Source organism: Deinococcus sp. AJ005 (assembly GCF_009017495.1).
GTDB lineage: Bacteria > Deinococcota > Deinococci > Deinococcales > Deinococcaceae > Deinococcus.
This window is the reverse complement of sequence record NZ_CP044990.1, coordinates 225134-247835: the sequence shown is the minus strand read 5'-3', so window position 1 is coordinate 247835 and position 22702 is coordinate 225134. Positions and strand designations below refer to the sequence as shown.

Annotated in this window: 18 protein-coding genes; 8 read left to right on the top strand and 10 right to left on the bottom strand. The window is 64.2% G+C overall.

Going from position 1 to position 22702, the window contains the following annotated elements; all coding sequences use genetic code 11:
- Positions 1-3: 3 nt before the first annotated feature.
- The 4 genes from DAAJ005_RS03235 to DAAJ005_RS03220 all read left to right on the top strand — a co-directional run bounded on the left by DAAJ005_RS03235 (position 4) and on the right by DAAJ005_RS03220 (position 2788).
- Complete coding sequence (locus DAAJ005_RS03235) at positions 4-687, top strand: hypothetical protein (RefSeq protein WP_192930841.1); 684 nt, start codon at positions 4-6, stop codon at positions 685-687.
- 75 nt (positions 688-762) lie between these two features.
- Entirely contained in the window at positions 763-1416 is a 654-nt protein-coding gene (locus DAAJ005_RS03230) for a MarC family protein (RefSeq protein ID WP_151845858.1), read from the top strand.
- 133 nt (positions 1417-1549) lie between these two features.
- A complete protein-coding gene (locus DAAJ005_RS03225) occupies positions 1550-2140 on the top strand; it encodes an HNH endonuclease (RefSeq protein WP_151845857.1) in 591 nt (196 codons plus the stop codon).
- A gap of 99 nt (positions 2141-2239) precedes the next feature.
- A complete protein-coding gene (locus DAAJ005_RS03220) occupies positions 2240-2788 on the top strand; it encodes an HD domain-containing protein (protein ID WP_151845856.1) in 549 nt (182 codons plus the stop codon).
- A gap of 48 nt (positions 2789-2836) precedes the next feature.
- Here the strand turns inward: DAAJ005_RS03220 and DAAJ005_RS03215 are convergent, their stop codons facing one another.
- The 4 genes from DAAJ005_RS03215 to DAAJ005_RS03200 all read right to left on the bottom strand — a co-directional run bounded on the left by DAAJ005_RS03215 (position 2837) and on the right by DAAJ005_RS03200 (position 7735).
- Entirely contained in the window at positions 2837-3295 is a 459-nt protein-coding gene (locus tag DAAJ005_RS03215; RefSeq protein WP_192930840.1) for a response regulator, read from the bottom strand.
- On the bottom strand, positions 3288-5696 hold the full coding sequence (locus DAAJ005_RS03210) for a PAS domain S-box protein (protein ID WP_151845855.1): 2409 nt from the start codon (positions 5694-5696) through the stop codon (positions 3288-3290). The genes DAAJ005_RS03215 and DAAJ005_RS03210 overlap by 8 nt, the downstream gene beginning before the upstream one ends.
- Before the next feature lie 176 nt (positions 5697-5872).
- Positions 5873-6478 (bottom strand): response regulator transcription factor, encoded by a 606-nt coding sequence (locus DAAJ005_RS03205; protein WP_051655150.1) that lies wholly within the window; start codon positions 6476-6478, stop codon positions 5873-5875.
- 471 nt (positions 6479-6949) lie between these two features.
- The gene (locus DAAJ005_RS03200; protein ID WP_151845854.1) at positions 6950-7735 is read right to left on the bottom strand and encodes an enoyl-ACP reductase; all 786 of its coding nucleotides are present in this window, start codon (positions 7733-7735) and stop codon (positions 6950-6952) included.
- 130 nt (positions 7736-7865) lie between these two features.
- Between DAAJ005_RS03200 and pgeF the strand changes: the two genes are divergently transcribed.
- From pgeF to DAAJ005_RS03180, 4 genes are all read left to right on the top strand, one after another.
- Positions 7866-8636, top strand: a complete 771-nt coding sequence (gene pgeF / locus DAAJ005_RS03195; protein WP_151845853.1) for a peptidoglycan editing factor PgeF — start codon at positions 7866-7868, stop codon at positions 8634-8636.
- Positions 8633-9139 carry a YqeG family HAD IIIA-type phosphatase gene (locus tag DAAJ005_RS03190; protein WP_151845852.1) on the top strand — a complete coding sequence of 169 codons (507 nt, stop codon included), beginning with the start codon at positions 8633-8635 and terminating at the stop codon, positions 9137-9139. The genes pgeF and DAAJ005_RS03190 overlap by 4 nt, the downstream gene beginning before the upstream one ends.
- Before the next feature lie 101 nt (positions 9140-9240).
- Positions 9241-11919 carry a type II/IV secretion system protein gene (locus DAAJ005_RS03185; RefSeq protein ID WP_151845851.1) on the top strand — a complete coding sequence of 893 codons (2679 nt, stop codon included), beginning with the start codon at positions 9241-9243 and terminating at the stop codon, positions 11917-11919.
- 70 nt (positions 11920-11989) lie between these two features.
- On the top strand, positions 11990-13231 hold the full coding sequence (locus DAAJ005_RS03180; protein ID WP_151845850.1) for a type IV pilus twitching motility protein PilT: 1242 nt from the start codon (positions 11990-11992) through the stop codon (positions 13229-13231).
- Positions 13232-13298: 67 nt separating this feature from the next.
- Here DAAJ005_RS03180 and lon read toward each other — a convergent pair whose 3' ends face one another.
- The 6 genes from lon to DAAJ005_RS03150 all read right to left on the bottom strand — a co-directional run bounded on the left by lon (position 13299) and on the right by DAAJ005_RS03150 (position 22668).
- Complete coding sequence (gene lon, locus DAAJ005_RS03175) at positions 13299-15734, bottom strand: endopeptidase La (protein WP_151845849.1); 2436 nt, start codon at positions 15732-15734, stop codon at positions 13299-13301.
- Between the two features lie 148 nt (positions 15735-15882).
- The gene (gene clpX, locus DAAJ005_RS03170) at positions 15883-17097 is read right to left on the bottom strand and encodes an ATP-dependent Clp protease ATP-binding subunit ClpX (RefSeq protein ID WP_151845848.1); all 1215 of its coding nucleotides are present in this window, start codon (positions 17095-17097) and stop codon (positions 15883-15885) included.
- Positions 17094-17699 carry an ATP-dependent Clp protease proteolytic subunit gene (gene clpP / locus DAAJ005_RS03165; protein ID WP_188971500.1) on the bottom strand — a complete coding sequence of 202 codons (606 nt, stop codon included), beginning with the start codon at positions 17697-17699 and terminating at the stop codon, positions 17094-17096. Before clpP ends, clpX begins: the two co-directional genes overlap by 4 nt.
- Before the next feature lie 344 nt (positions 17700-18043).
- Entirely contained in the window at positions 18044-19702 is a 1659-nt protein-coding gene (locus tag DAAJ005_RS03160; protein ID WP_151845846.1) for a ribonuclease J, read from the bottom strand.
- A gap of 532 nt (positions 19703-20234) precedes the next feature.
- Positions 20235-21731, bottom strand: a complete 1497-nt coding sequence (locus DAAJ005_RS03155) for a DUF512 domain-containing protein (RefSeq protein ID WP_151845845.1) — start codon at positions 21729-21731, stop codon at positions 20235-20237.
- Between the two features lie 280 nt (positions 21732-22011).
- Positions 22012-22668, bottom strand: coding sequence for a hemolysin III family protein (locus DAAJ005_RS03150; protein ID WP_151845844.1), 657 nt, complete (start codon positions 22666-22668; stop codon positions 22012-22014).
- Positions 22669-22702 lie beyond the last annotated feature (34 nt).

Here is a 22702-nt window from a genome sequence, read left to right as displayed (position 1 = left end):
GTTATGACCGAGCCGCAGCCCACCCCGCAGGAATTCCCGACCTACCGCGCTCAGGAATTCCTGCCGTCCTTTTTGCTGGGCTGGGGTCTCGGCGTGCTGATCACCTTCGGCGTGCGCGCCCTGGCCGACGCGCTGCTGACCACCCCCTGCGAGGGCCGCACGGTCCTGGCTCTGATCGTGCCGCTGCTGCTGGGGCCGGGTGGGCTGGGGTTCACGGCGGTCAACTGGCGCAGCGCTCCACGGGCGGCGCTGGGGCTGGGGCTGGTGGTGTCTTCATTGCTGCCTGCATTGTATGTGGGCGCGCGTGACATCTCGGCCCTGCGCGGCAGCGGCTGCGCGGGCGGCTACGTCGTACTGGCCCAGACGGACGGAGAATCCATTTCCAGCCTGACGTTGCGGGTGGGCGAGACTCGGGAGCTGACCGGGCGTATCGGCGGCTTCAACACCCAGAACCATCCCGGCCAGTTCAAACTCAACGGTCAAGGCAGCGCCGCTGGCGTCGTGGTCACGTTGCCCAAAACCGCTGTGGAGGCCGGAGAGGTCTTTCCCATCACCATCACCATCCAGCCCGGCACCGGCATCAACACCTATACGGCGGGCGTGCAGGGCACCCTGGTCAAGAATGGGCGGACCGTCAGCGCGGACGGCTCTCTGGAACTGAACGTGCGGCCCGCCGTGGGGCAATAGGCACGCGGGTTCTTTCCCCGCACCGCCCGCCACAGATCACACGCCCCGCGCTCCCGGAGTGTTACGTTAAGCCGCGTGAACGTGACCGAGGTTTCCAGCATCGCCCTGCAAACATTTTTGACGATGCTGGTGGTCATGGACCCGATTGGCCTCGCGCCCATTTTTATCGGGCTGGCAGGCAACCGGCCCAGCTTCGAGCGGCGCAAGGTGGCCCTGAAAGCCGCGCTGGTGGCCGGGGGCATCATCCTGGTGTTCGGGCTGGTGGGCCGCGCCCTGCTGGAAAACCTGGGCATCAGCCTCAGCGCCTTCCGGGTGGCGGGGGGCGTGCTGCTATTTCTGATCGCGCTGGATATGGTCTTTGCCCGGCCAAGCGGCAGCAAGGAAACCGCCGAGGAAGGCGCGGAGGCCCAGGAGCGCCAAGACATCAGCGTGTTTCCGCTGGCGATTCCGCTGATCGCCGGTCCCGGTACGCTGGCCTCGATCATGATTCAGGCCAACACCGCGCACGGCAATCCGTTGCTGCTGGCAGTGGTGTTTCTCGTGACCGCCTTCGTGCTGGCGCTGTGTTATCTGGCCCTGCGCCTGAGCGGCCAGATTGCCCGCGTGATCGGCGTGACCGGCGTACATGTGGTCACCCGCGTGCTGGGCGTGCTGCTGGGCGCGCTGGCCGTGCAGTACATCGCCGATGGCGTGCTGGAACTGCTACGCGGCGGGCTGCGGACGGGATGAGGATAAGCGGTGAAATGGAGGCTCACGGGCCTTGTCCACCACCCTTCTGAGCCATTGCGCTTACTTCCGCGCCCCCATCAATAGGCGTCCAGGCACAACATGATTCTGACCCCCACGCCGTAGAATGCGGGGCATGACAGTCAAGGGCAGGGTGGAAGAACTCGGGCGACCATCTCACGGCATCACGGCGGCTGATGACAACCTCAGCGCGCGCGTGGTGCCGGACCTGAACGCGCCGCGCGTGCTGGTGCTGAACGCGTCCTACGAACCGCTGCACGTCACCAGCACCAAACGGGCCATCACGCTGCTGCAATACGGCGTGGCCGAGGTGCTGGAAGACAGCGACGACGTGATCCGCTCACCCAGCACCACTCTGATTGTCCCCAGCGTGATCCGTCTGCGCCGCTACGTGCGCCGCCCGCGCGTGCATCCGGTGCCGTTCAACCGCCGCAACGTGCTACGGCGCGACACCTTCGCCTGCCAGTATTGCGGCGCGTCCGAGGAACTGACCATGGACCATGTGATGCCCCGTTCGCGCGGTGGGCGGCACAACTGGGACAACGTGGTCACCGCCTGCCGCGCCTGCAACCAGCGCAAGGGGGACCGCACCCCCGACGAGGCGGCCATGCCCCTGCGGACGCGCCCGCATGCCCCCACCTTCGGCGTCTACGCGCACGGACAATTTGCCCACTGGCAGCCGGAGTGGGCCACGTATATCCGCTGAACAGTTCTGAGCATCTGAAGGCCGGGAAAGAAGAGGGCGTCCGCAAGCGTGTGGGCGTCCTCTTTCTCCAGACCCTCTGATTTCTCTAGACTCTACGGCATGAACCGCGCCCAGGCTTACGCCCTCATGCTGGAACACACCCCCTCGGCGTCGCTGCGGCGGCACATGCTGAATGTGGAGGCTGCCATGCGCTGGTACGCCCGCCACTGGCAGGAGGACGAGGAGCAGTACGCCGTAACCGGGCTGCTGCACGACTTCGACTACGAACTGCACCCTGCCAATCATCCGACGTGGGGCGTGGAGTATCTACGTGCCAACACTGACGCGGCGCCCGAGGTGCTGGACGCGATCATGGGCCACGCGGCCTACACGAACACGCCGCGCACCACCCGGCTGTCCCAGACGCTGTTCGCGGTGGACGAGCTGACCGGATTGGTGCAGGCGTCGGCACTGGTCCGCCCGGACGGCGACGTGCGGCAGGTGGAGCTGAAAAGCCTGAAAAAACGCTTCAAGAACCGCGCCTTCGCAGCGGGGGTCAACCGCGACGAGGTGGAACAGGGCGCGCGCGAACTGGGTGTAGAACTGGACGCACACATGGAAAACGTGCTGGCGGCGATGCGGGAGATGCCAGAAGCGCCAGCGGTATAGACACAAAGAAGCCCCCGTCAGTCTGAAGGGGGCTGGGAAAGTGATTTTCTACAGGCGCGGCGGAAAGCGCACGAAGGTCAACCAGAAGTTCTCGAAGGCGCGGACGGCGTGCAGGAAGTTCTCAAAGCCCACCGGCTTGACCATATAGCCGCTGGCGTGGCGCTCGTAAGAACTGCGAACGTCCTCATCGGCCTGACTGGTGGTGAGCATCAGCACCGGGATGCTGCCCAGTCCGGCGTCGGTCTTGATCTCGCGCAGCACTTCCAGGCCGTTCTTGCGCGGCATGTTGATGTCCATCAGGATCAGGTCCGGGCGCGGAGAGCCGGCGTACTCGCCCTCTCCGCGCAGAAAACGCAGCGCCTCCACGCCGTCGCGGGCCACATGCAGCCGGTTGGGCACGCGGGCTTCCTCGAAGGCTTCCAGGGTCAGCAGGATGTCGGGTTCGCTGTCCTCGACGAGAAGAATCTCGACCGGGCGCATGTAGGGGGCAGGGGCAGTTTCAGGCATGGTGGGGGTCTGTGGTCGGTGCGGGTCCTGCATCTGATGGGTGGGAATCTGGATCTGGCGGGTGGGAATCTAAAGACTGCGCGGCGGCGGGCAGCGTGAAATGAAAGGTGGTGCCGTGGTCCGGGGCAGGCAGCGGCGTGGATTCCAGCCACAGCGTTCCCCCGTGATGCTCCACGATCTTACGACAAATTGCCAGCCCCATTCCGTTCCCGGCGTAATCCTCGCGGCGGTGCAGCCGCTGGAAGATATCGAACACCCGTTCCTGATACTCCAGCGCAATGCCGATGCCGTTGTCCTGCACGGTGATATACACCATCTCGCCGTCTTGGCGCGACTCCACCCGCACGCGCGCAGGCTGGCCTGGCGCGGTGAACTTCAGGGCGTTGCCGATCAGGTTGGTCAATAGCGGAGCAATCAGCGGCGCGTGGGCCAGCACGGTGTCGGGAGTGTCCCAGCTCAGGCTGTCCCCACCTTCCTCGTCGTTCTCGTCTATGTTGCTGTGCAGGGCGGCCCCCACACTGTCGGCGGCAGCCCGCATGGCATCGTCCAGATTCAGCGCTGTGGGCACGCTCTCGCCCCGGCCCACCCGCGAGAATTCCAGCAGATCCTGGATCAGACCACGCATCCGGCCCACCGCGTCCTGCATGAACCCCAGATAGCGGTCCGCGCGGTCATCGAGCTGGCCCTCGTAGCGCCGGCCCAGCAGCTCGGCGTAGCTGCCCAGCGTCCGCAGCGGCTCTTGCAGGTCATGGCTGGCGACATAGGCGAACTGTTCCAGATCGGTGTTGCTGCGCTCCAGATCCTCGATGGCCTCCTGCAACTGGCTCTGGGCACGCAATCTCTCGGCGATGTCCTGCACCATCAGCACCGCGCCCGTCACCGTGCCTGCCGCCGAGAACAGCGGCGTGACCACGCTTGCCACCGGGACCGCGTGCCCCTGGGCGTGCCACAGCACATCGTGGTCCAGACGGCGGGTCTGGCCGTCGCGCAGGGTCTGGTGAACCGGACATTCCTCCACCGGATACGGCGTGCCGTCGGCGCGGCTGTGGTGGATCAGCGCGTGCTGCTGGCTGCCGATCAGGCGCTCGACGCTGTAGCCCAGCAGCCGCGCCGCCGCTGGGTTGGCGAAGGTGGTGCGGCCCGAGGCGTCCAGCCCAAACACGCCCTCGCCCGCAGCAGTGAGCAGCAGCGTGGAAAAGCGCGTGACCTCGGCCAGTTCCTGGGTGCGGACCGCCACGCGGCCTTCCAGTTCGGCGTTCAAAGCTCTCAGGGCAGCCTCGGCCCCCCGCATGGCGCTGACATCGGTATAGGCCCCGATCCACTCGCGCACGCTGCCGTCGGCACTGCGCAGCGGCACCGCGCGAATCTGCATGGGCACATAGACGCCGTCCCTGCGGCGCAGGCGATGTTCGATGTCGTGGGGCTGCCCGCTTTTCAGCGCCTCTGCCCACCCCCGCAGGGTCTGGTCACGGTCTTCAGGGTGAATCGCCTCGATGGCCACCGCCGGATTCAGGGCCTGTTCGGCGTCCTGTCCGGTAAAAGCCTCCCAGTCGGGTTGCGGTCCAGAGAAGTTGCCCAGCTTATCCGTCGTGAACACGATCTGCGCGGTAGCCTCCACCAACGAGCGGAAACGTTGCTCACTGCGGCTCAACTCCTCGCTGGTATGGCGCTGGGCGGTGACATCGGCGAAAATGGTGGTGACCTGTTCGGGCTGGGCCAGGCCCGGCGCGCGGCGCGGAATGGCCGTGACCTTCAGCCAGCGCCACTGCTCGGCGGCAGGATGATAGACGCCCATCGGCACGTCCAGCAGGGGCTGCCCGGTTTTCAGCGCCACGATGGCCGGATGGGTCTCGCCGGGAAAGGACTTGCCGTTCGGGTGGATGGCCCGCCAGCGCGGATCCAGCGAATCGCGCCCGGTCAGTTGATCAGGGCTGAGACCCAGAATAGTCGCCGCCGCGGCATTGGCGTGCAGGATCTGGGTGTCTGCCCCCTGCACAGTCATGCCCAGCCCCATGCGGTCCATGATGTCCAGCGCGACTTCCAGCGGATCGTGCGACTCCCGGAAATGCAGCAGCGCCGCCCCCGGCCCAGCGGGGGTCACGGTGGCCAGCGCCGGGGCCACCGCGCCGGGCATGGTCACCGACAGGCGCGACGGCGTGCCCATTACCGCCAGCGCCGTCGCGTCCCGCAGGGCCTGGGCAGCGTCGGGCAGAAACAGGGCGGTCCAGTTCTGGGTCTGCCCATCCACCGCCCCCAGGCGTTCACGCGCGGCAGCGTTCAGTACAAACTCGCCGCCCGCGCTCACCCAGACGGTGGGATCGGGCAGGGCCGACAGCAGCGCGGCGGCGTCTACCCCGGAAAAGGGGGCGGCAGCGGCGGCGGAACCAGTGGCGGTATTCATATCAGGTGAGGCAGCCTAGAGGGGTAGTTATCAAAAGAGTGTCACTCCGGGCAGAGCTGAAGAACTTGCCGGACGCACGCAGACTGCCTACCCTCTTCCTACTCGGACAGCGTTTGACATGAAAGGCCGTTGTTACACCCACAGTTTTAGAATCCACGGTTCTCGGACTCAAACCTCTAGCCGCGCAGGGCGTAGCCCACACCGCGCACGGTCCGCAGCAGGCCGTAGCCGTCCAGATCGCGCAGCTTGGCCCGCAAGTTGGCCATATGCACGTCCACCACGTTGCTGCCTTCCGGCAAGCGGCCCTGCCAGATTTCCTGACCGATCTCCTGGCGCGAGTACACCCGGCCCGGCTGGCGGATCAGCAGCGCCAGGATGTCGAATTCCTTGGGCGACAGGCGCAGTTCCTCGGCCTTGTAGGTCACCAGCCGCTTCTGCGGGTCCAGGGTCAGGTCGCCCATGCTCAGGCTCTCGGTGGTGCGCTGGCGCAGTTGCACCTTGACGCGGGCCAGCAATTCGTCGGGGTGGAAGGGCTTGATCAGGTAGTCGTCCGCGCCTAGGCCCAGCAGCCGCACCTTCTCGTCCACAGTGTCACGGGCGGTTAAAACGATGATCGGCACCGCACTGTTTTTACGCAGGCGCTGCACCACGTCGCCGCCGTCAAAGTCGGGCAGACCCAGGTCCAGCAGAATCAGCGCGGGATGCTCTTCGCGGGCCTTGATCAGCCCGTTCATGGCCGAATCGGCATGCTCGACCTCGAACCCGGCGTCGGTCAGGTCCATTTTCAGGACGTTGGCGATGTCCAGATCGTCTTCGATGATCAGAATGCAGGGGGAGGTCACATCTTCATAATACGCCTTAATCCCATCTGAGGAGGAGTTGAACCCTGGGCCACCACAGGAGGGACGCCCACAGGCCCCGCCCCGCTTCTGGCCCTGAACTTCTAGCATCGGGATCCAGCGGGTCCAGATGGGCGAGGGAATCCTCCTGGAGACGCAGCGCGGTAGTTTCCAATCGGATTCAATTCAGAGTTTCAACCGCGATCTGCATGATGATGGCAGGGCGCAGACTGAAGCGGTGCAGCGAGTTTCCACCTCAGAGTGTCTGTACCGCAAGCTTTCAACCGCCGCCAGCCAGTGGTCTCTGCCTAGCTCTGCCTGGATTCAGCCCATCCCAGGCTCATCTGACCGATAACCTGAGCGCTGGGCAGAAGCCCTTGATCTGAGTGCCGAGAACGCTTCAGAGTCCCCGGATCAGTCTTCCTTCACCGTCATGATGCTCAGACCCGCGTCCACGTACATGGTCTGACCCGTCACGCCGCTGCCCAGATCGGAAAGCAGGAACAGGGCCAGCTTGCCAACTTCCTGAGACGTGGCGTTGCGCCCAAAGGCGGCGTTGCGTGCGCCCTTGTCATATAGCCCGCCAAAACCGGGGATGCTGCGAGCAGCGATGGTCCGCATCGGCCCGGCGCTGATGGTGTTGATCCGAATCTCGCGGGAACCGAAGTCGGCGGCCAGATAGCGGGTGGCGGCCTCCAGCGCCGCCTTGGCCACGCCCATCACGTTGTACTTGGGAACCACCTGTTGCGAGGCGTGGTAGGTCAGGCTGACCACGCTGCTGCCCTCGCGGAACAGGGGTTCGGCGTGGCGGCAGATGGCCACCAGCGAGTAGGCGCTGACGTGCAGGGAAGTGTTCCAGTCTTCCGGCGTGGTGTCCACAAAGCGGCCTTCCATCGCGTTACGCGGCGCGTAGGCGATGGCGTGGACCAGATAATCCAGCCCGCCGAATTCTTCTTTTGTGCGGGCGAACAGGGCGCTCAGGTCTTCCTCGGAAGTCGCGTCGGCCTGCTGAGTCCACACGCCCTCTCTGTCCTTCAGCAGCTTGTCCAGCTCGCCCTTGAGGCGCTCGCCCTGGTAGGAAAACCCCACCCGGCAGCCTGCCAAGAGCAGTTGCTCGGCAATCGCCCAGCCCAGGCTGCGCCCGTTCGCCACGCCCATTACCAGGGCCGTCTTGTTGCTCAGATCAATTTGCACGCTCATCCACAGGACTTTAGCGCCGCTGGGCGGGCAGAGGTTGGAGTGGGTGCAAGCAGGGCGCAGCGTGGCTTCCCGGCGATTGCGCCCTGCCTTCCCCCGGATGGGGGCACAAACCGTCAGAATCCAGTGAGACATGCAAGGGGATACTGAGCAACTGATGCTGTTGACCGCACCACATCTGCAAACACCACACGCCTTTTCCACGCGTGCTGGCGGCGTTTCGGTGGGTCCATACGGTGCCGGAACAGGTGGAGGTCTGAACCTGGATGAGCGTGAGGACGACGCGGAAATGGTGGCCGAGAACCGCCGCCGTCTGGCCACCGCGCTGGGCTTTGACGCGGCGCAGTTTGCGCGGCTGGATCAGGTGCATGGAACGGACGTGATCGTGGTGGATGGCCCAGGCGACTGGATCGGCGACGCGCTGGTGAGTGCCACCCCCAGCGTGCTGCTGGCGATTGGCACGGCGGACTGCTATCCGCTGCTGCTCGAAGATTTGGAGGCAGGCGTGATCGGCGCGGCCCACGCGGGCTGGAAGGGTACGCTGGGACGCATTGCGGAGAAGACGGTGCAGGCGATGTGCGAGCTGGGCGCACGGCCTGAACGTATTCGCGCCGCCGTCGGCCCCGGCATCTGCGAAGAACGTTACGGCGTAGGGGCGGATGTGGCGGCGAAATTTGCGGCGGCAGGGCTGGGGGAGTTCGTGCTGACACGAGGGGAACAACCCCATCTCGATCTGGCGGGCGCAAACCGGGCCGTGTTGCTGGAGGCCGGAATTTCGGAAGAAAACATCTGGCTCAGTGGGCGCTGCTCTACCGAAACCGACTTCTACTCGTACCGCCGCGACGCCGGGAAAACCGGGCGGATGTGGGCAGTCATCGGCCTGCAAACTGGGGGACAGGCATGAGTCTGCTGCGCCCCGATGACCTGATCGACGACATTCAGAGCCTCACCCCCGAGTTTCTGGCGCGGCGGGGGCTGCGCGGCTTGCTGCTGGACCTCGACAACACGCTCGTTCCCTACGGCAGCTACGAGGAAGCCGCCGCCGCCGGGATGTTCCGCTGGGCACGCGAATTGCGCGATTCAGGGATTGGCCTGTACCTGCTGAGCAACGCCACCGGACGCCGCGCCGCCTTCTGGCTGGAGCGGCTGGGCTTTTCGGGGGTGGGGCTGGCGGGCAAACCGCATCCCCGCGCTTACCGCCGCGCGCTGGCCGAGCTGGGCCTGCCCGCGCACCAGACCGGCATGGTGGGCGATCAACTGTTCACCGACGTGCTGGGCGGCAATCTCAGCGGCATGCACACCATTCTGGTGCGGCCCATCGTCAGCAATTCGCTGCCGCACACGCGGGTGGCACGGCAACTCGAACGGGTGGTCCTGCGGAGGTACGGGCATGACTGGAAGACCTGAGCCGCATCTTTCCCCTCACATCGCCACTTACACAGCACCCGACCACCCACCACACGACTTCAGTCTCAACCGCTTCAATCTGCACGGCAAGGAGGAACGACATGGCACTTTCTATCGGTGACCGCCGACTGGGCGCGATTCTGCTCGAACAGGGCTACGTCAACGACGGCGATCTGCAAAAGGCGCTGGTCCGCCACTCCGAAGTCGGCGGACGGCTGGCTGAGATTTTAATCGACACCGGGCTGGTGGGGGAAAAACGCATTGCGCGGGCCATCGAGGAAGCGCTGGGCATTCCGCTGGTCAACCTGCTGGCGATCACGCCGGACCCGGCAGCGGTGGCGGCGATCCCGGCCCAGACGGCGCTGAATTTGCAGGCCATCCCGTTTGCACTGGAAAACGGCGTGCTGCGTGTGGCCCTGGTCGACCCGCTGTCCAGTCTGGCGCTGGAAACGCTGGAGGACGACAGCAACCTGCCCATCGAGCCGTATCAGGCGCTGCGCGAGCAGGTACTGTGGGCGGTGGCCACACACTACCCAGAACTGGGACTGACCCCCGTCGCGCCCGCCGATTTTGGCGAGGAAGGGCCGGGCGGGCAACTGGGGCAGGCACTGATCGCACGCGGGCTGGTCACCGACGCGCAGCTTCAGGTGGCCCTGGACGCCCAGCAGCAGACTGGCGAGGCGCTGGGCAACACGCTGGTGGCCCAGAAGGCCATTACGGAAGACCAGCTCTATGAACTGCTGGCCGAGCAAAGCGACGTCATCTACCTGAAAAATCCGCGCGACTTCCAGCCCGCAGAGGACGTGCTGGGCAGCATGCTGCGGGCCGACGCTCTGCGCCTGTCCGCCGTGCCCGTCGACGAGACCGATGAACATGTGGTGGTGGTCACCAGTGACCCGCGCAAGCGTGATGACATCGCCGCGCTGATCGGGCGGCCCATCCAGCTCATCTTAGCGCGGCCCCGCGATCTGGAATTCCTGACCGAGCGCTTTTACCCTCAGCGTGGCCGTCTGGGCGAGCAGATGGTGCAGGAAGGCACCCTGTCGCGCCAGCAACTGCGTGAGGCGTTGCAGGTGCAGGCCCGCGCGGGCAAGGTCAAGCCGCTGGGCGAGGTCATTCTGGACCTGGGCTTTGCCGACGCCAGCGCGATCGACAGCGCCCTGCAAAAGCAGAACGTGGGCGGAGGACGCCTGGAAGACACCCTGGTGCAGTCGGGCAAACTGTCGCCGGAGATGCTGGCGCGCTCGCTGGCCGCGCAACTGGGCTACGAATTCCTTGATCCAGTCCAGAATCCCCCAGACGCCAAGGTGGCCCTGCTGATCCCTGAACCCACCGCACGGCGCTACGGCGTGGTGCCGGTCCGGTTGCAGGGCGAGTCGCTGGTCATCGCCATGAAGGACCCGCGCAACGTGTTTGCGCTGGACGATCTGAAATTGATCACCGGGCGCGACATCATTCCCGCCGTGATGGCGGAAAAGGACATCATCCGGCTGATCGAGCGCTACTTCGGCAACCAGGGCATGGCGGACCTGAACCAGCGCCTCCAGACCGAGTCCCTGCAACGCGAGAAGGATGCCAAACGCGGCAACGACGTCGACGTGAACGCCGGATTCGACGACAACGCCGTGGTCAAGGTGGTGGACGGCCTAATCCGCGAGGCGGCCTTGCAGGAAGCCAGCGACATCCACATCGAACCCACCGAATTCAGCCTGCGTATCCGCTACCGCGTGGACGGCATCCTGCGCGAGCAGAACGAGCTGCCCAAGGGGGCCGCACAGAGCATCCTGGCACGCATCAAGATCATGGGTAACCTCGACATTTCCGAGCGGCGGGTGCCGCAGGACGGACGCGTGCGTTTCAAGAAGGGCAGCATCGACATCGATCTGCGTCTGTCCACCCTGCCCACTGTCTACGGCGAGAAAGCCGTGATGCGACTGCTCCAGAAGGCCAGCAACATCCCCGAAGTCGAACAACTGGGCTTCAGCGACCACAACTTCCAGCGCTACCTGGACGTGATCGACAAGCCCAACGGCATCTTCCTGATCACCGGGCCGACGGGTTCGGGCAAGTCGTTTACCAGTTTTTCCACCCTCAAGCGCATCGCCAAGCCCGAGAAGAACACCACCACCATCGAGGACCCGGTGGAATACGAGATTCCCGGCATCATCCAGACCCAGGTCAACCCGGTGGCGGGCCTGACGTTTGCCCGCGCCCTGCGCGCCTTTTTGCGGCAGGACCCCGACATTATCTTCGTGGGGGAAATCCGGGACACCGAAACGGCCAAGATTGCCGTGGAAGCCGCCCTGACTGGTCACCTGGTGTTGGCGACGCTGCACACCAACGACGCACCCGGTGCCATCGTGCGCCTGGAGGAAATGGGCGTGGAGCCGTTCAATATCAGCGCCTCGGTGGTGGGCGTGCTGGCCCAGCGCCTGGTCCGCAAGGTCTGCCCCGACTGTAAGGCCCCCACCAACGCGGACCCGGACGTGCTGCGCCGACTGGGCATCACCGACCGCGACCTGCGCGGCGCACAACTGATGCGCGGCGCGGGCTGTGCGCGTTGCGGCGGCACCGGCTACAAGGGCCGCATGGGCATCCACGAGCTGATGGTGGTGGACGAACCGCTGCGTGTGGCCATCGGGACAGGCAAGCCTGCCACCGAAATCCGCGACGTGGCCCTGGAGAAGAGCGGCATGAAAACCCTGCGCCAGGACGGGATCGAGAAGGCCCTCAAGGGCATCACCACCCTGGAAGAAGTGCTGGCTGTGACCAGCAATTAGCCCCAGATCTTCCGCTTGACTCTTCGACTTCCAGACCCTCAGACCTTTTGACCCTCCGAAGGAGCAATCCATGACCCAGCCCTCCGCCGACATCACCGACATCCTGCGAACCGCCGCCGAGAAGGGCGCGTCCGACGTGATCCTGACCGTGGGCATGGCCCCGCAGTTCAAGATCGACGGCGTGTACGGCCCGCAAGGTTTCGCCGATCTGGTGCCCACCGAGACCCGCAAGCTGATGTACTCGATGATGAACGAGAAACAGCAGCGCACCTTCGAGGAACGCCGCGAGCTGGACTTTTCTTTCGCGCTGGGGGACCGCGCCCGCTTCCGCGTCAACTGCTTCATGCAGCGCGGCAACGTGGGCGGCGTGATGCGCCTGATTCCCACCAAGATCAAGAGCGCCGCCGAGATGGGACTGCCACAGAGCGTCGTCGATATCGCCAACGCGCCGCGCGGGCTGGTGCTGGTCACCGGGCCGACGGGTTCGGGGAAAAGCACCACGCTGGCGGCCATGCTGGATTACATCAACGCCAACAAGAAACTGCATATCGTGACCATCGAAGACCCCATCGAGTTCATGCACTCACACAAGCAGAGCATCGTCAACCAGCGCGAGGTCGGCTCGGACACCATGAGCTTTGAAAATGCCCTGCGCGCGGCGCTGCGTCAGGCCCCCGACGTGATCCTGGTGGGGGAAATGCGTGACCACGAGACGATCAAGGCCGCCGTGACCGCTGCCGAAACCGGGCATCTGGTGATGGGCACGCTGCACACCAACAGTGCCCCGGAATCCATCGACCGAATCGTGGACGTGTTCCCCGAAGAGCAGCAGGAACAGATCCGGGTGCAGCTCGCCAACAACCTGGTGGCGGTGATGACCCAGCAGTTGCTGCCGCGTCTGGACGGGCAGGGCCGTATCCTGGCCTACGAGCTGCTGATCGCCAATCCCGCCGTGCGCGCCCTGATCCGCGAGGGCAAAACGTACCAGATCACCAGCGTGATGCAGACTGGCGCACGCGAGGGCATGGTGACGATGGACGCCTTTCTGGCCAACCTGTACCGCCGCCGTATGATCACCTTCGATGTGGGGGCCTCACGTTCCGTCGATCCCAAGGAATTTGCCCGCCTTGCCAACGACGCCGGGGGGGCTTCCGCCGGGAACCAGCCACAGGCTGGCTACAGCCCGCCGCCTGTCTCGTCTGCAACGGGCAAAAGTACCAACTGGGCCGAGCCGGGAAGGGCCGCAGCCACCAGCACGCCAGAAACCGGAAGCTACGGCGGCGCGGCCAGTCTGGGCAGAAGCAAGCGCTGATCCCCGACAAAGCACAGAAAAGCCGCCTCGCCAACAAACTGGTGAGGCGGCTTTTAACTGTTCTGACTTATGCCCCCGGCTGGGTCACGGTCTTACTCTGAGAGGGGGGCATGGTGGGCTGAGTGCCTTCCGGTTTGGGCAGCAGCAACAGCTTCAGCACCTCGCCCACGCGTTCGGCGGGGTGCAGCTTCAGGTCGCCGCGAATGCTTTCCGGCACGTCCTGAAGGTTGGGTTCGTTGTCCTTGGGGAAGATGACCTCGCGGATTCCGCCCTGGTGCGCGGCCAGCAGTTTTTCCTTGAGGCCGCCGATGGGCAGCACCCGCCCGCGCAGGCTGATCTCGCCGGTCATCGCCACGTCCATGCGAACCGGGCGGCCCGTGATGGCGCTGATCACAGCGGTGGCAATCGTGATGCCCGCGCTGGGGCCGTCCTTGGGCGTCGCACCATCGGGGAAGTGGACGTGCAAATCCATGTTCTTGTGGAAGTCGGGGTCTGCGCCGTACTCGGCGGCGTGGGCGCGCAGGTAGGCGACCGCCGCCCCCACACTTTCCTTCATCACGTCGCCCAGCGAGCCGGTCATGCTGATCTTGCCGCTGCCGGGGGTGGCCAGAGCCTCAACGAGCAACATGGTGCCGCCCACGCTGGTCCAGGCCAGACCCTGTGCCACGCCCACCTGCGGTTCTTTCTCCATCTTGTCGGGGCGGTGCAGCGGCACACCCAGGTAATCGGAGACCTGCGCGGCGTCGATGATCTTCACGCCGTCCCAGGCTTTCTCCAGCAGCTCGCGGGCCGACTTACGGGCCAGCTTGCTGATCTGGCGGTCCAGGTTGCGGACTCCACTCTCGGCGGTGTATTCCTCGACGATCCGGTTCAGCGCGGCATCGGTGATCTCCAGCTTACCCAGAAGGCCGTGGCTCTTGATCTGGCGCGGCACACGGTAACGGCGGGCGATTTCCACCTTTTCCGGCTGGGTGTAACCGGGAATCTGGATGATTTCCATGCGGTCCAGCAGTGGGCGGGGAATGGTCTGGAGGGTGTTGGCCGTCGTGATGAACATCACCTGTGACAGGTCGTAGGGGACTTCCAGGTAGTGGTCCTGAAAGGTGTGGTTCTGTTCCGGGTCGAGCACTTCCAGCATGGCGCTGCTGGGATCGCCGCGCCAGTCGCTGCTCATCTTGTCGATCTCGTCCAGCAGGATCACCGGGTTGGTCACACCCGCGTTCTTCATCGACTGGATGATCCGGCCCGGCATTGAGCCAATGTAGGTGCGGCGGTGGCCGCGCACTTCGGACTCGTCGCGCACGCCGCCCAAGCTCATGCGGACGAATTTGCGGTTGAGGCTGCGGGCGATGCTCTTGCCCAGCGAGGTCTTGCCCACGCCGGGAGGGCCGACCAGACACAGGATCGGCGCGCGTAGCTCGGCGTCGTCGGTGCGCTCCTCGGCGGTGCGTTCCTTGCGTTGTTCCTCGCTCTCGCCTTCCTTGTGGGTGAGCTGACGCACGGCCAGGAATTCCAGGATGCGGTCCTTGACGTCGTCCAGCGCGTAGTGGTCATCGTCCAGAATGCCGCGTGTGCGGGCGATGTCCAGCACTTCCTCGTCGCGCTTGCTCCACGGCACGTCCACCAGCCAGTCGATGTAGTTGCGGACCACGGTGCTTTCGGGGCTGCCGCCAGGAGTGCGTTCCAGGCGCAGCAGTTCCTTGAGGGCCTTTTCCTTGACCGATTCGGGCATTCCAGCCTCTTCAATCTTCTCGCGCAGGGCCTCGACTTCGGCAGGGCCGTCCTCGCCGCCGCCCAGCTCCTTGCCAATCGCCTTCATCTGCTCGCGCAGGTAGTACTCGCGCTGGTTGGCGTCCATCTGCTCCTTGACGCGTCCGGCGATCTTCTTGTCCATATTGAAGCGCTCGGTATCGCGGGTCAGGAGCTTGAGGGTGGCTTCCAGGCGGGCACGCAGGGTCACGGACTCCAGGATTTCCTGCTTTTCCTCGGGCGTCCAGGTGGCGTGGTGCGCGACCTGATCGGACAGCGCGCCCCCGTCGGTCAGGGCCTTCATGCCCTCAAGCTGGTAGTTGTCCAGGCGCAGATTCTTGTTCTGGCGCTGGTACTCCTCGAAGGCCGACTTGACCTCGGTGGTCAGCACCACGGCTTCGCGGCTGTCGTCTTCGGGGGTGGGCTGGGTTTCGGCGCGCACCCGCATATAGGGGGCATTCACCTCGTCCTGCACGGCAGCGCGTTCCTGGGCCTCGATCAGCACCTGATAGGTGTTGTCGGGCATGCGGACGACCTGCTTGACCACGGCCAGCACGCCCATGTCATACAGCTCAGCCTTGGTGGGATCGTCGGTGCGGGCGTCACGCTGGGTCAGCAGCAGCACGCGGCGATCCGATGCCTGGGCTTCATCCACGGCGCGCTTGCTCTTGGGACGGCCCACGTCCACGTTCATGGTGACGCCGGGCAGGATCACGATGTTTCTCAGTGCAACTACGGGAAGTTCCCAGATCATTTTTGCTCCTTGGAACTGCCACCGCCGTGGCGGGACAGATGAATAGATCAGCTTAACGCGGGGCCACCTCAGAAAACGACACCCCCGCAGGGTGTCCCAGGATTCTAGGAGTCACCGCGCGGGGATGCTGTAAGCTTCGTTGCCTTTTCTACGCAGACTTCTTGAGTCCCTTCGACTCAAGTAATTCCAGCGGAGCATCGATATTCTCACCATCGAAGCGCAGCTCTTTCAGGCCCGGAAAGGGCAGCTCGAACAGCAGATCGGTCATGGCTTTCTCTAGCACCGCCCGCAGACCACGCGCCCCAGTCTTGCGCTCTTTTGCGCGGTGGGCGACTTCTTTCAGAGCAGATTCAGTGAAGCTCAGGTCCACGTCCTGAAAGCCGAACAGCGCCTGATACTGCCGGATGATCGCGCCCTGCGGCTCGGTCAGGATGCGGATGAGGGCGTCCTCGTCCAGATCCTGAAGCTGCACCACCAGCGGCAGGCGGCCCACGAACTCCGGGATCAGGCCGTACTTCACAAGGTCCTCGGGCAGGAAGCGCAACTCGGCCTTCTCCTCGCCCTTGTGTTCTGCGCCGAAGCCCACCGCGCGCACGTTGGTACGGCTGCGCGCAATCTCAGACATGCTCTCGAAGGCTCCGCCCACGATGAACAGGATATTCTTGGTGTTGACCTGCACCAGCTCCTGCTGCGGGTGCTTGCGGCCCCCCTGCGGCGGCACCTGCGCCACGGTCCCCTCGATGATCTTGAGCAGGGCCTGCTGCACGCCCTCGCCGGACACGTCGCGAGTGATGCTGGTGCCCTCGGACTTGCGGGCGATCTTGTCGATCTCGTCGATGTAGATGATGCCGCGCTCGGCTGCCGCCACATCGTATTCGGCAGCCTGCAACAGACGCACGATCACGTTCTCCACGTCGTCGCCCACGTACCCGGCTTCGGTCAGTGTGGTGGCATCGGCGATGGCGAACGGCACTTCCAGCATCTCGGCCAGCGACTGCGCCAGCAGGGTCTTGCCCGTCCCAGTGGGGCCGACCAGCAAGATGTTGCTCTTCTGGAGGTTGACTTCCGGGTGCGCCAGACGTTGATAGTGGCTGACCACCGCCACCGCCAGCGCCTTCTTCGCCTCGTCCTGACCGATCACGAACTCATCCAGATACGCCTTGATTTCCTTGGGGCTGGGCAGTTCTTCCAGCACGAACTCGCTGCCCGCCTTCTTGTTCTGCTTGACCAGTTCGGCGGCGCGGTCCGTGCATTCGTTGCAGATGAACGCCGCGCGGCCCGGAGCCTCGATCAGTTGCGCGATCTGGGGGTGTTGCCGCCCGCAGAACGAGCAGCGGTCCCCGGTGCCAGCTTTGGTGGTCACGCGCCCACCTCTTCGATCTGGCGGGTGTTCTCGATCACGCTGTCGATCAGGCCGTACTTCATGGCCTCTTCCGCCGACATGAAGTAATCGCGCTCCATGTCACGCAGCAGCTTTTCATGCGGCAGATCGGTGTGCTTGTTGTAGATGCTGACCAGACGGTCGCGCAGATGCAGCACTTCCTTGGCCTGCACCTCCAGATCGGGGGTGTTGCCCCGGAAGCCCGCCGAACCCTGATGGATCATGATCCGGCTGTTGGGCAGCGCCATGCGTTTGCCCTTATCCCCGGCCATCAGCAGCACGCTGCCCATGCTCATGGCAATGCCGACGCAGATGGTGGAGACGGGCGCTTTGATGTAGCGCATGGTGTCGTAAATCGCCAGCCCGGCGTAGACCTCGCCGCCGGGGCAATTGATGTACATCTGGATTTCCTGCTCGGGGTTCTGGCTGTCCAGCAGCAGCAATTGCGCCACGATGCTGTTCGCCATCTGCGACTCGATGGGCGTTCCCACAAAAATAATCCGGTCTTTGAGGAGGCGCGAGTAAATGTCATAGCTGCGCTCGCCGCGCCCAGTCTGCTCGATCACGTAAGGAATGATGCCCATACGCGCGATTATAGGGCGGATGGGGCGGGGAAACGTGGGGGATGCGGGGGTGGAGAGGGCTTTTGAGAAGTCTGATTCTGGGGTTGCCCGGCCCGCTTGACCCCTCCGCCCCTTCGGGGCACCTCCCCTTAGAAGGGAGGCAAGGATTGCGGAATCGCTGTGTCAGTCGCGTTCCTTGGCTCCCTTTTGAGGGGAGCTGGCAGCGAAGCTGACTGAGGGGTTTCTTTTTGCCGCTCTACTGTTCACACCTCGTCATCCCCACCACCGCCAGCACTTCCCGCACGCGCCACACCAAAAAAGAATGAGGCCAGCACGCGACTGGCCCCACTCCGATACTTCTTTCCTCAATCCACAATCAAAGGAATCAAAACCGGATTACGTCCCGTCACCTTCCGCACAAAGCGCCGGACGGCCCCATACATATCGTCGCGCACGTCTTCCAGGCGCTTCTTGTCGCGCACGCCCTGCTCAATGGCTTCCAGGGCCACCTTGCGAATCTGGTTGTCCAGATCACGGTTGGCGCGCACGAAGCCGCGTGAGACGACTTCCACATGCGGCGTGGGATGCAGCACGGCGGTCATGATCAGGATGCCTTCCTGGCTCATGTTCACGCGGTCAAGCAACACGTCGTCGCCGATATCGCCCACACCCAGACCGTCCACGTACACAGCCCCAGCGGGAACGGTGCCAGTCACCTTGAACTCGTCCGCGCTCAGTTGGATCACGTCGCCGTTCTTGGCGATCAGCGTGCGCTTGGGCGGACGGGGCAGCGTCTGCGCCAGCTTGGCGTGGTTGATCTGGTGGCGGGGTTCGCCGTGCCAGGGCAGGAAGAACTTGGGCCGCGCCAGATTCAGAATGGTGGCCAGTTCTTCCTGGCTGCCGTGGCCGGAGGCGTGAATCTTGTAGGCGGGTGGGTAATACACGTCTACACCGATCTCGTACAGGCGGTTGATGACCAGATTGACCGCTTCCTCGTTGCCGGGAATGGGGTTGCTGGACAGGATCACGCTGTCGCCCCGGCGCAGGGCGATCTTGGCGTGGTTGCCGAAGGCCAGACGGCTCAGCACGCTCATGGGCTGGCCCTGTGACCCGGTGCAGATGTACAGCACCTGCTGGTCCTGCATCCCGGCCACTTCATCGTTGGTCAGGAAGGGATCGGGGGCGGTCATGTGACCCACGGCCTGCGCCACCTGCGCGTATTTCAGCATGCTGCGGCCTTCCATGATCACGCGGCGGCTCTGGCGGTGGGCGATGTTCAGGATGTTCTGAATCCGGTTGACCTGCGACGCGAAGGTGGTCAGGAACACGCGGCCCTTGCAGTTGGCAATCACGTCTTCCAGATTGACGGCGATCTCGGCCTCGCTGGGGGTACGGCCCGGACGCTCGGCGTTGGTGGAATCGCTGATCAGCAGCAGCACGCCGTCCTTGCCCGCCTGCTCGATGCGGCCCAGGTCACTCAGTTTGCCGTCGGCAGGATGCTCGTCCAGCTTGAAATCCCCGGTGTGCAGCACGCGGCCCGCAGGAGTGGTCAGGATGTACCCGGCGTTGTCGGGAATCGAGTGCGTCATGCGGAAGTACTCGATCTCAAAGTGCTTGCCGATCTTGAACTTGGCGTTCAGGTCCACCTCGCGCAGATCGGTTTCGTGGTCCTTGATGCCAAATTCGGACAGCTTCTCGCGCACCAGGCCCAGCGTGAGCGGCGCACCGTAGACCGGAACTTTGGGCAAACGGGGCAAGATGTACGGCAGGCCGCCAATGTGATCTTCGTGGCCGTGGGTCAGAATCCAGCCCTTGATCATTCCGGCGTGCTGCTGAAGGTAATCGATGCGCGGGATGATCAGGTCGATGCCCATCTGGTGCGAATCGGGAAAAGCCAGTCCGGCGTCCACCACCATGATCTCGTCTTCGTAGCGGTAGGCGGTGATGTTCTTGCCAATCTCGCCCATCCCACCGAGGGGAATTACTTCCAAGTGGGGGGTCTTGGTGTCGTCTGGTTGGGTCATTTGAAAATCTCCGTGTGATGCGGCCCGGAAGGGAGCCAGTCATATTGAATGCAGCGGTGGCCCAGAAAATGCGGCCTGGAGGCAGTCAGGAAGGGTCTCTCTCAACTGCTGCGGTTGTGTCGCCCGTCTCCAGCTCTGCTGAGCCGAAATCATGGCGCGATGGACGCAGGCTAGCACGGCGGGCGCGGGCACACTGGAGAGACCCCCCGCTGGACACCACCACCCGCCATCTGACCGCCCCACGAGATTCGCTCCAACATTGCCAGTGCCGTCCGCAGTGCCCCCAGTCCTGGCAGCCTCTACCACGAAGGCAGCGCCGATTCAGATTCACAGAGCATGAGCAAACCGGCGCTATTGCTCTTTTTCGACCTGGGTCCCGGCGTGACCGCGCAGAGGATTGACGTGACTGCGAGGTGAAGCGTCAGCACAGGGCAGGAGGATTGACACAAATGGTCTAACCGCCAGAACAGAGCGGATGAATGCCCTGCGCCAGCGGTTGGACGGTTAGACCTTATAAACGGTTTGACAGCCCTTACGCCTGTCCCCGCATTCCCCGCTCGGCCACTTCGATTTCCAGCGGGGTGTGGCCGCTGTCCTTGACGGCATGGGCGCTCATGCCCCACTGGTGGCCGCTGCTCTGCGCGCCGTCCAGGATCACGCGGGCCAGTTCGCCCAGCGTCGCGCCGCCCGCGCGCACGTCCATACGGAATTCCTGGCGCAATTCGCCCAGGCTCACGTCGTCCAGCATCAGCTCGGTGCCGTAACGCAGGGTGGTGGGCGGAACGATCAGCAGGTCCGCCTCGCCGGTTTTGATGGCGTGCCGGAAACAGCGCCCGGTCAGCAGACCCGCCACGGTGGTGGCCGGGCCAAAGGTCTTGTTGGTGATGGAGCGGACTTCCAGCGTCAGCCCCTCAATGGCCCGCAAAGGTTCCACAGCGAGGTCCAGCGACTCGGCAAACAGCGTTCCCGTTGCCAGAATCACCCGGCGCGGTTCGGGCAGGGCGGCGGGGAGTTCGGGCAGTGCCTCGGTCAGAAAGTCGCGGATCATGCCCACGCCGTTTTCCAGCATGGGGAAGCCCTCGTATTCTTCCTCGCTGGGCAACGGCTCCCCGGCCAGCAGATATAGCTCGTCGGAGGGGAACACAAAGCGGGTGCCGCGCTCGGTCAGGAATTTCTTGCGCCAGATGTTCAGGCGGCGCAGGCTGTCGCGGGCCTCTTCCTTATTAAAGGTCCGAACGTCTGGCAGGTTGGTCCGGTGCGAGGTCAGACCGATGGGCACCACCGCCGCGCTGATCACGTTGGGGCGGCTGCTCAGGTAGTCCACGGTGTCGTCCAGATTCTCGCCGTCGTTGCGCTCCGGCACCAGCACGATCTGGGTGTACAGGTCGATGCTTTCCAGACGCTCGATCATGCCGCGAATCTGCACGGCCTTCTCGTCTTTCACCTTCAGCTTCCACCACTTCATCATGTCCTTGCGCAGGTCCTGATTGGCGGTGTGGACCGACACGTACAGCGGCGAGAGGTTTTCATCCAGAATCCGGTTAATGTCGCCCTCGGACAGGTTGGTCAGCGTGACGAACGAGCCGTACAGGAACGACAGACGGTAGTCGTCGTCCATGATGTACAGGCTCTTGCGAAAGCCGCGCGGCATCTGATGCACGTAACAGAAATCGCACTTGTTGGCGCACAGGTGAATGCCGTCAAACAGGACTTCTTCAAATTCCAGGCCGGGGTCTTCCCATTCCACGTCGAAGGTGAAGGTGTCTTCCAGGCTGGGCGGCGCGCTCAGTTGCAGGCGGTGGTGGTCCTGCGTGGTGCTGGCAACACCAGTCATGGCGCGTGGAGCTTCTTTGGGGCGGGCAATTTCCAGCGTCGCTTTCCCCTGTGAAAGCAGGTGGCGGTAGGCCAGCACGTCGGTCACGGCCTCGCCATTCACGCGCATCAGCACGTCACCGGGGCGCACGCCTGCCTTTGCGGCGGCGCTGCCTGCCTCGACGGACTTGATAGGCGCGGGAAAAACGTCTGGCATGGGTTGTTTCGCTTGTGCGGTCACTGGTATGGTCAAAGAAAATCACCCCTCTGGCCTGTATAAAAGCTGGCCTGCTGCTGAGGGACACCTGTTTCGACACGACAAAGGGCGGCCCCACTCGAACAAAACAGGTTAACAGGGGCAGGAGCGGGGGGATGTGAGGCGGGTTGCGTTGGAGGTGGGGAGATTAGGGGGATGCCCCCACGCCTGACCCCTCTGCTGGTTCGATTTCAGCAAAAAGCCCTCTCACTCAGGAGAGAACTTGGCGGGGAATTCACGCTTACCGCAGGCTGAACATCATCGCCACATGCGCTGTGGTGCCGCCCAGCACGAACAGGTGCCAGACCTCGTGGAAGCCCCAGTACCGCATAAAGCCCTTCTCGCGCGGCTTGATCAGCTTGGTCCCGTAGACCAGCGCGCCCAGCGTATAGAGGACGCCTCCAGTCGCCAGCCAGAAGATCGCGGGGGGGGGCAGATTGTGGACCAGTTGCGGCAGGAAGATCACGGCCAGCCAGCCCATGACCAGGTACAGCATCGTGCTGACCCAGCGCGGCAGGCGCATGGTGACCAGCTTCAGCGCAATACCGGTCAGGGCAATGCCCCAGACCACCCACAGCACCACGCTTTGCCACACGCCATGCAGCCCGAAATACGCCAGCGGCGTGTAACTGCCCGCGATCAGCAAAAAGATGCCCGCGTGGTCCAGCTTTCTCAGCCACAGCATGCTGCGTTCGCTGCGGCCAAAGGAGTGGTAACTGGCACTGGCCGAGTACAGCGCCACCATGCTGACCCCGAACACCACGAAGGGCCACAGCGCCAGCCCGCGCGAGTGTGCCCACCACAGCAGCGGCCCCAGCACGATCAACGCGGCCAGCGCGCCGCCCCAGTGGGTCAGGGCGTTGACGGGTTCACGCGGGGCGAAGGTCAGACGCTTCATAGAACTAGCCTACGCCTCCTGCGGACAGGCTTGG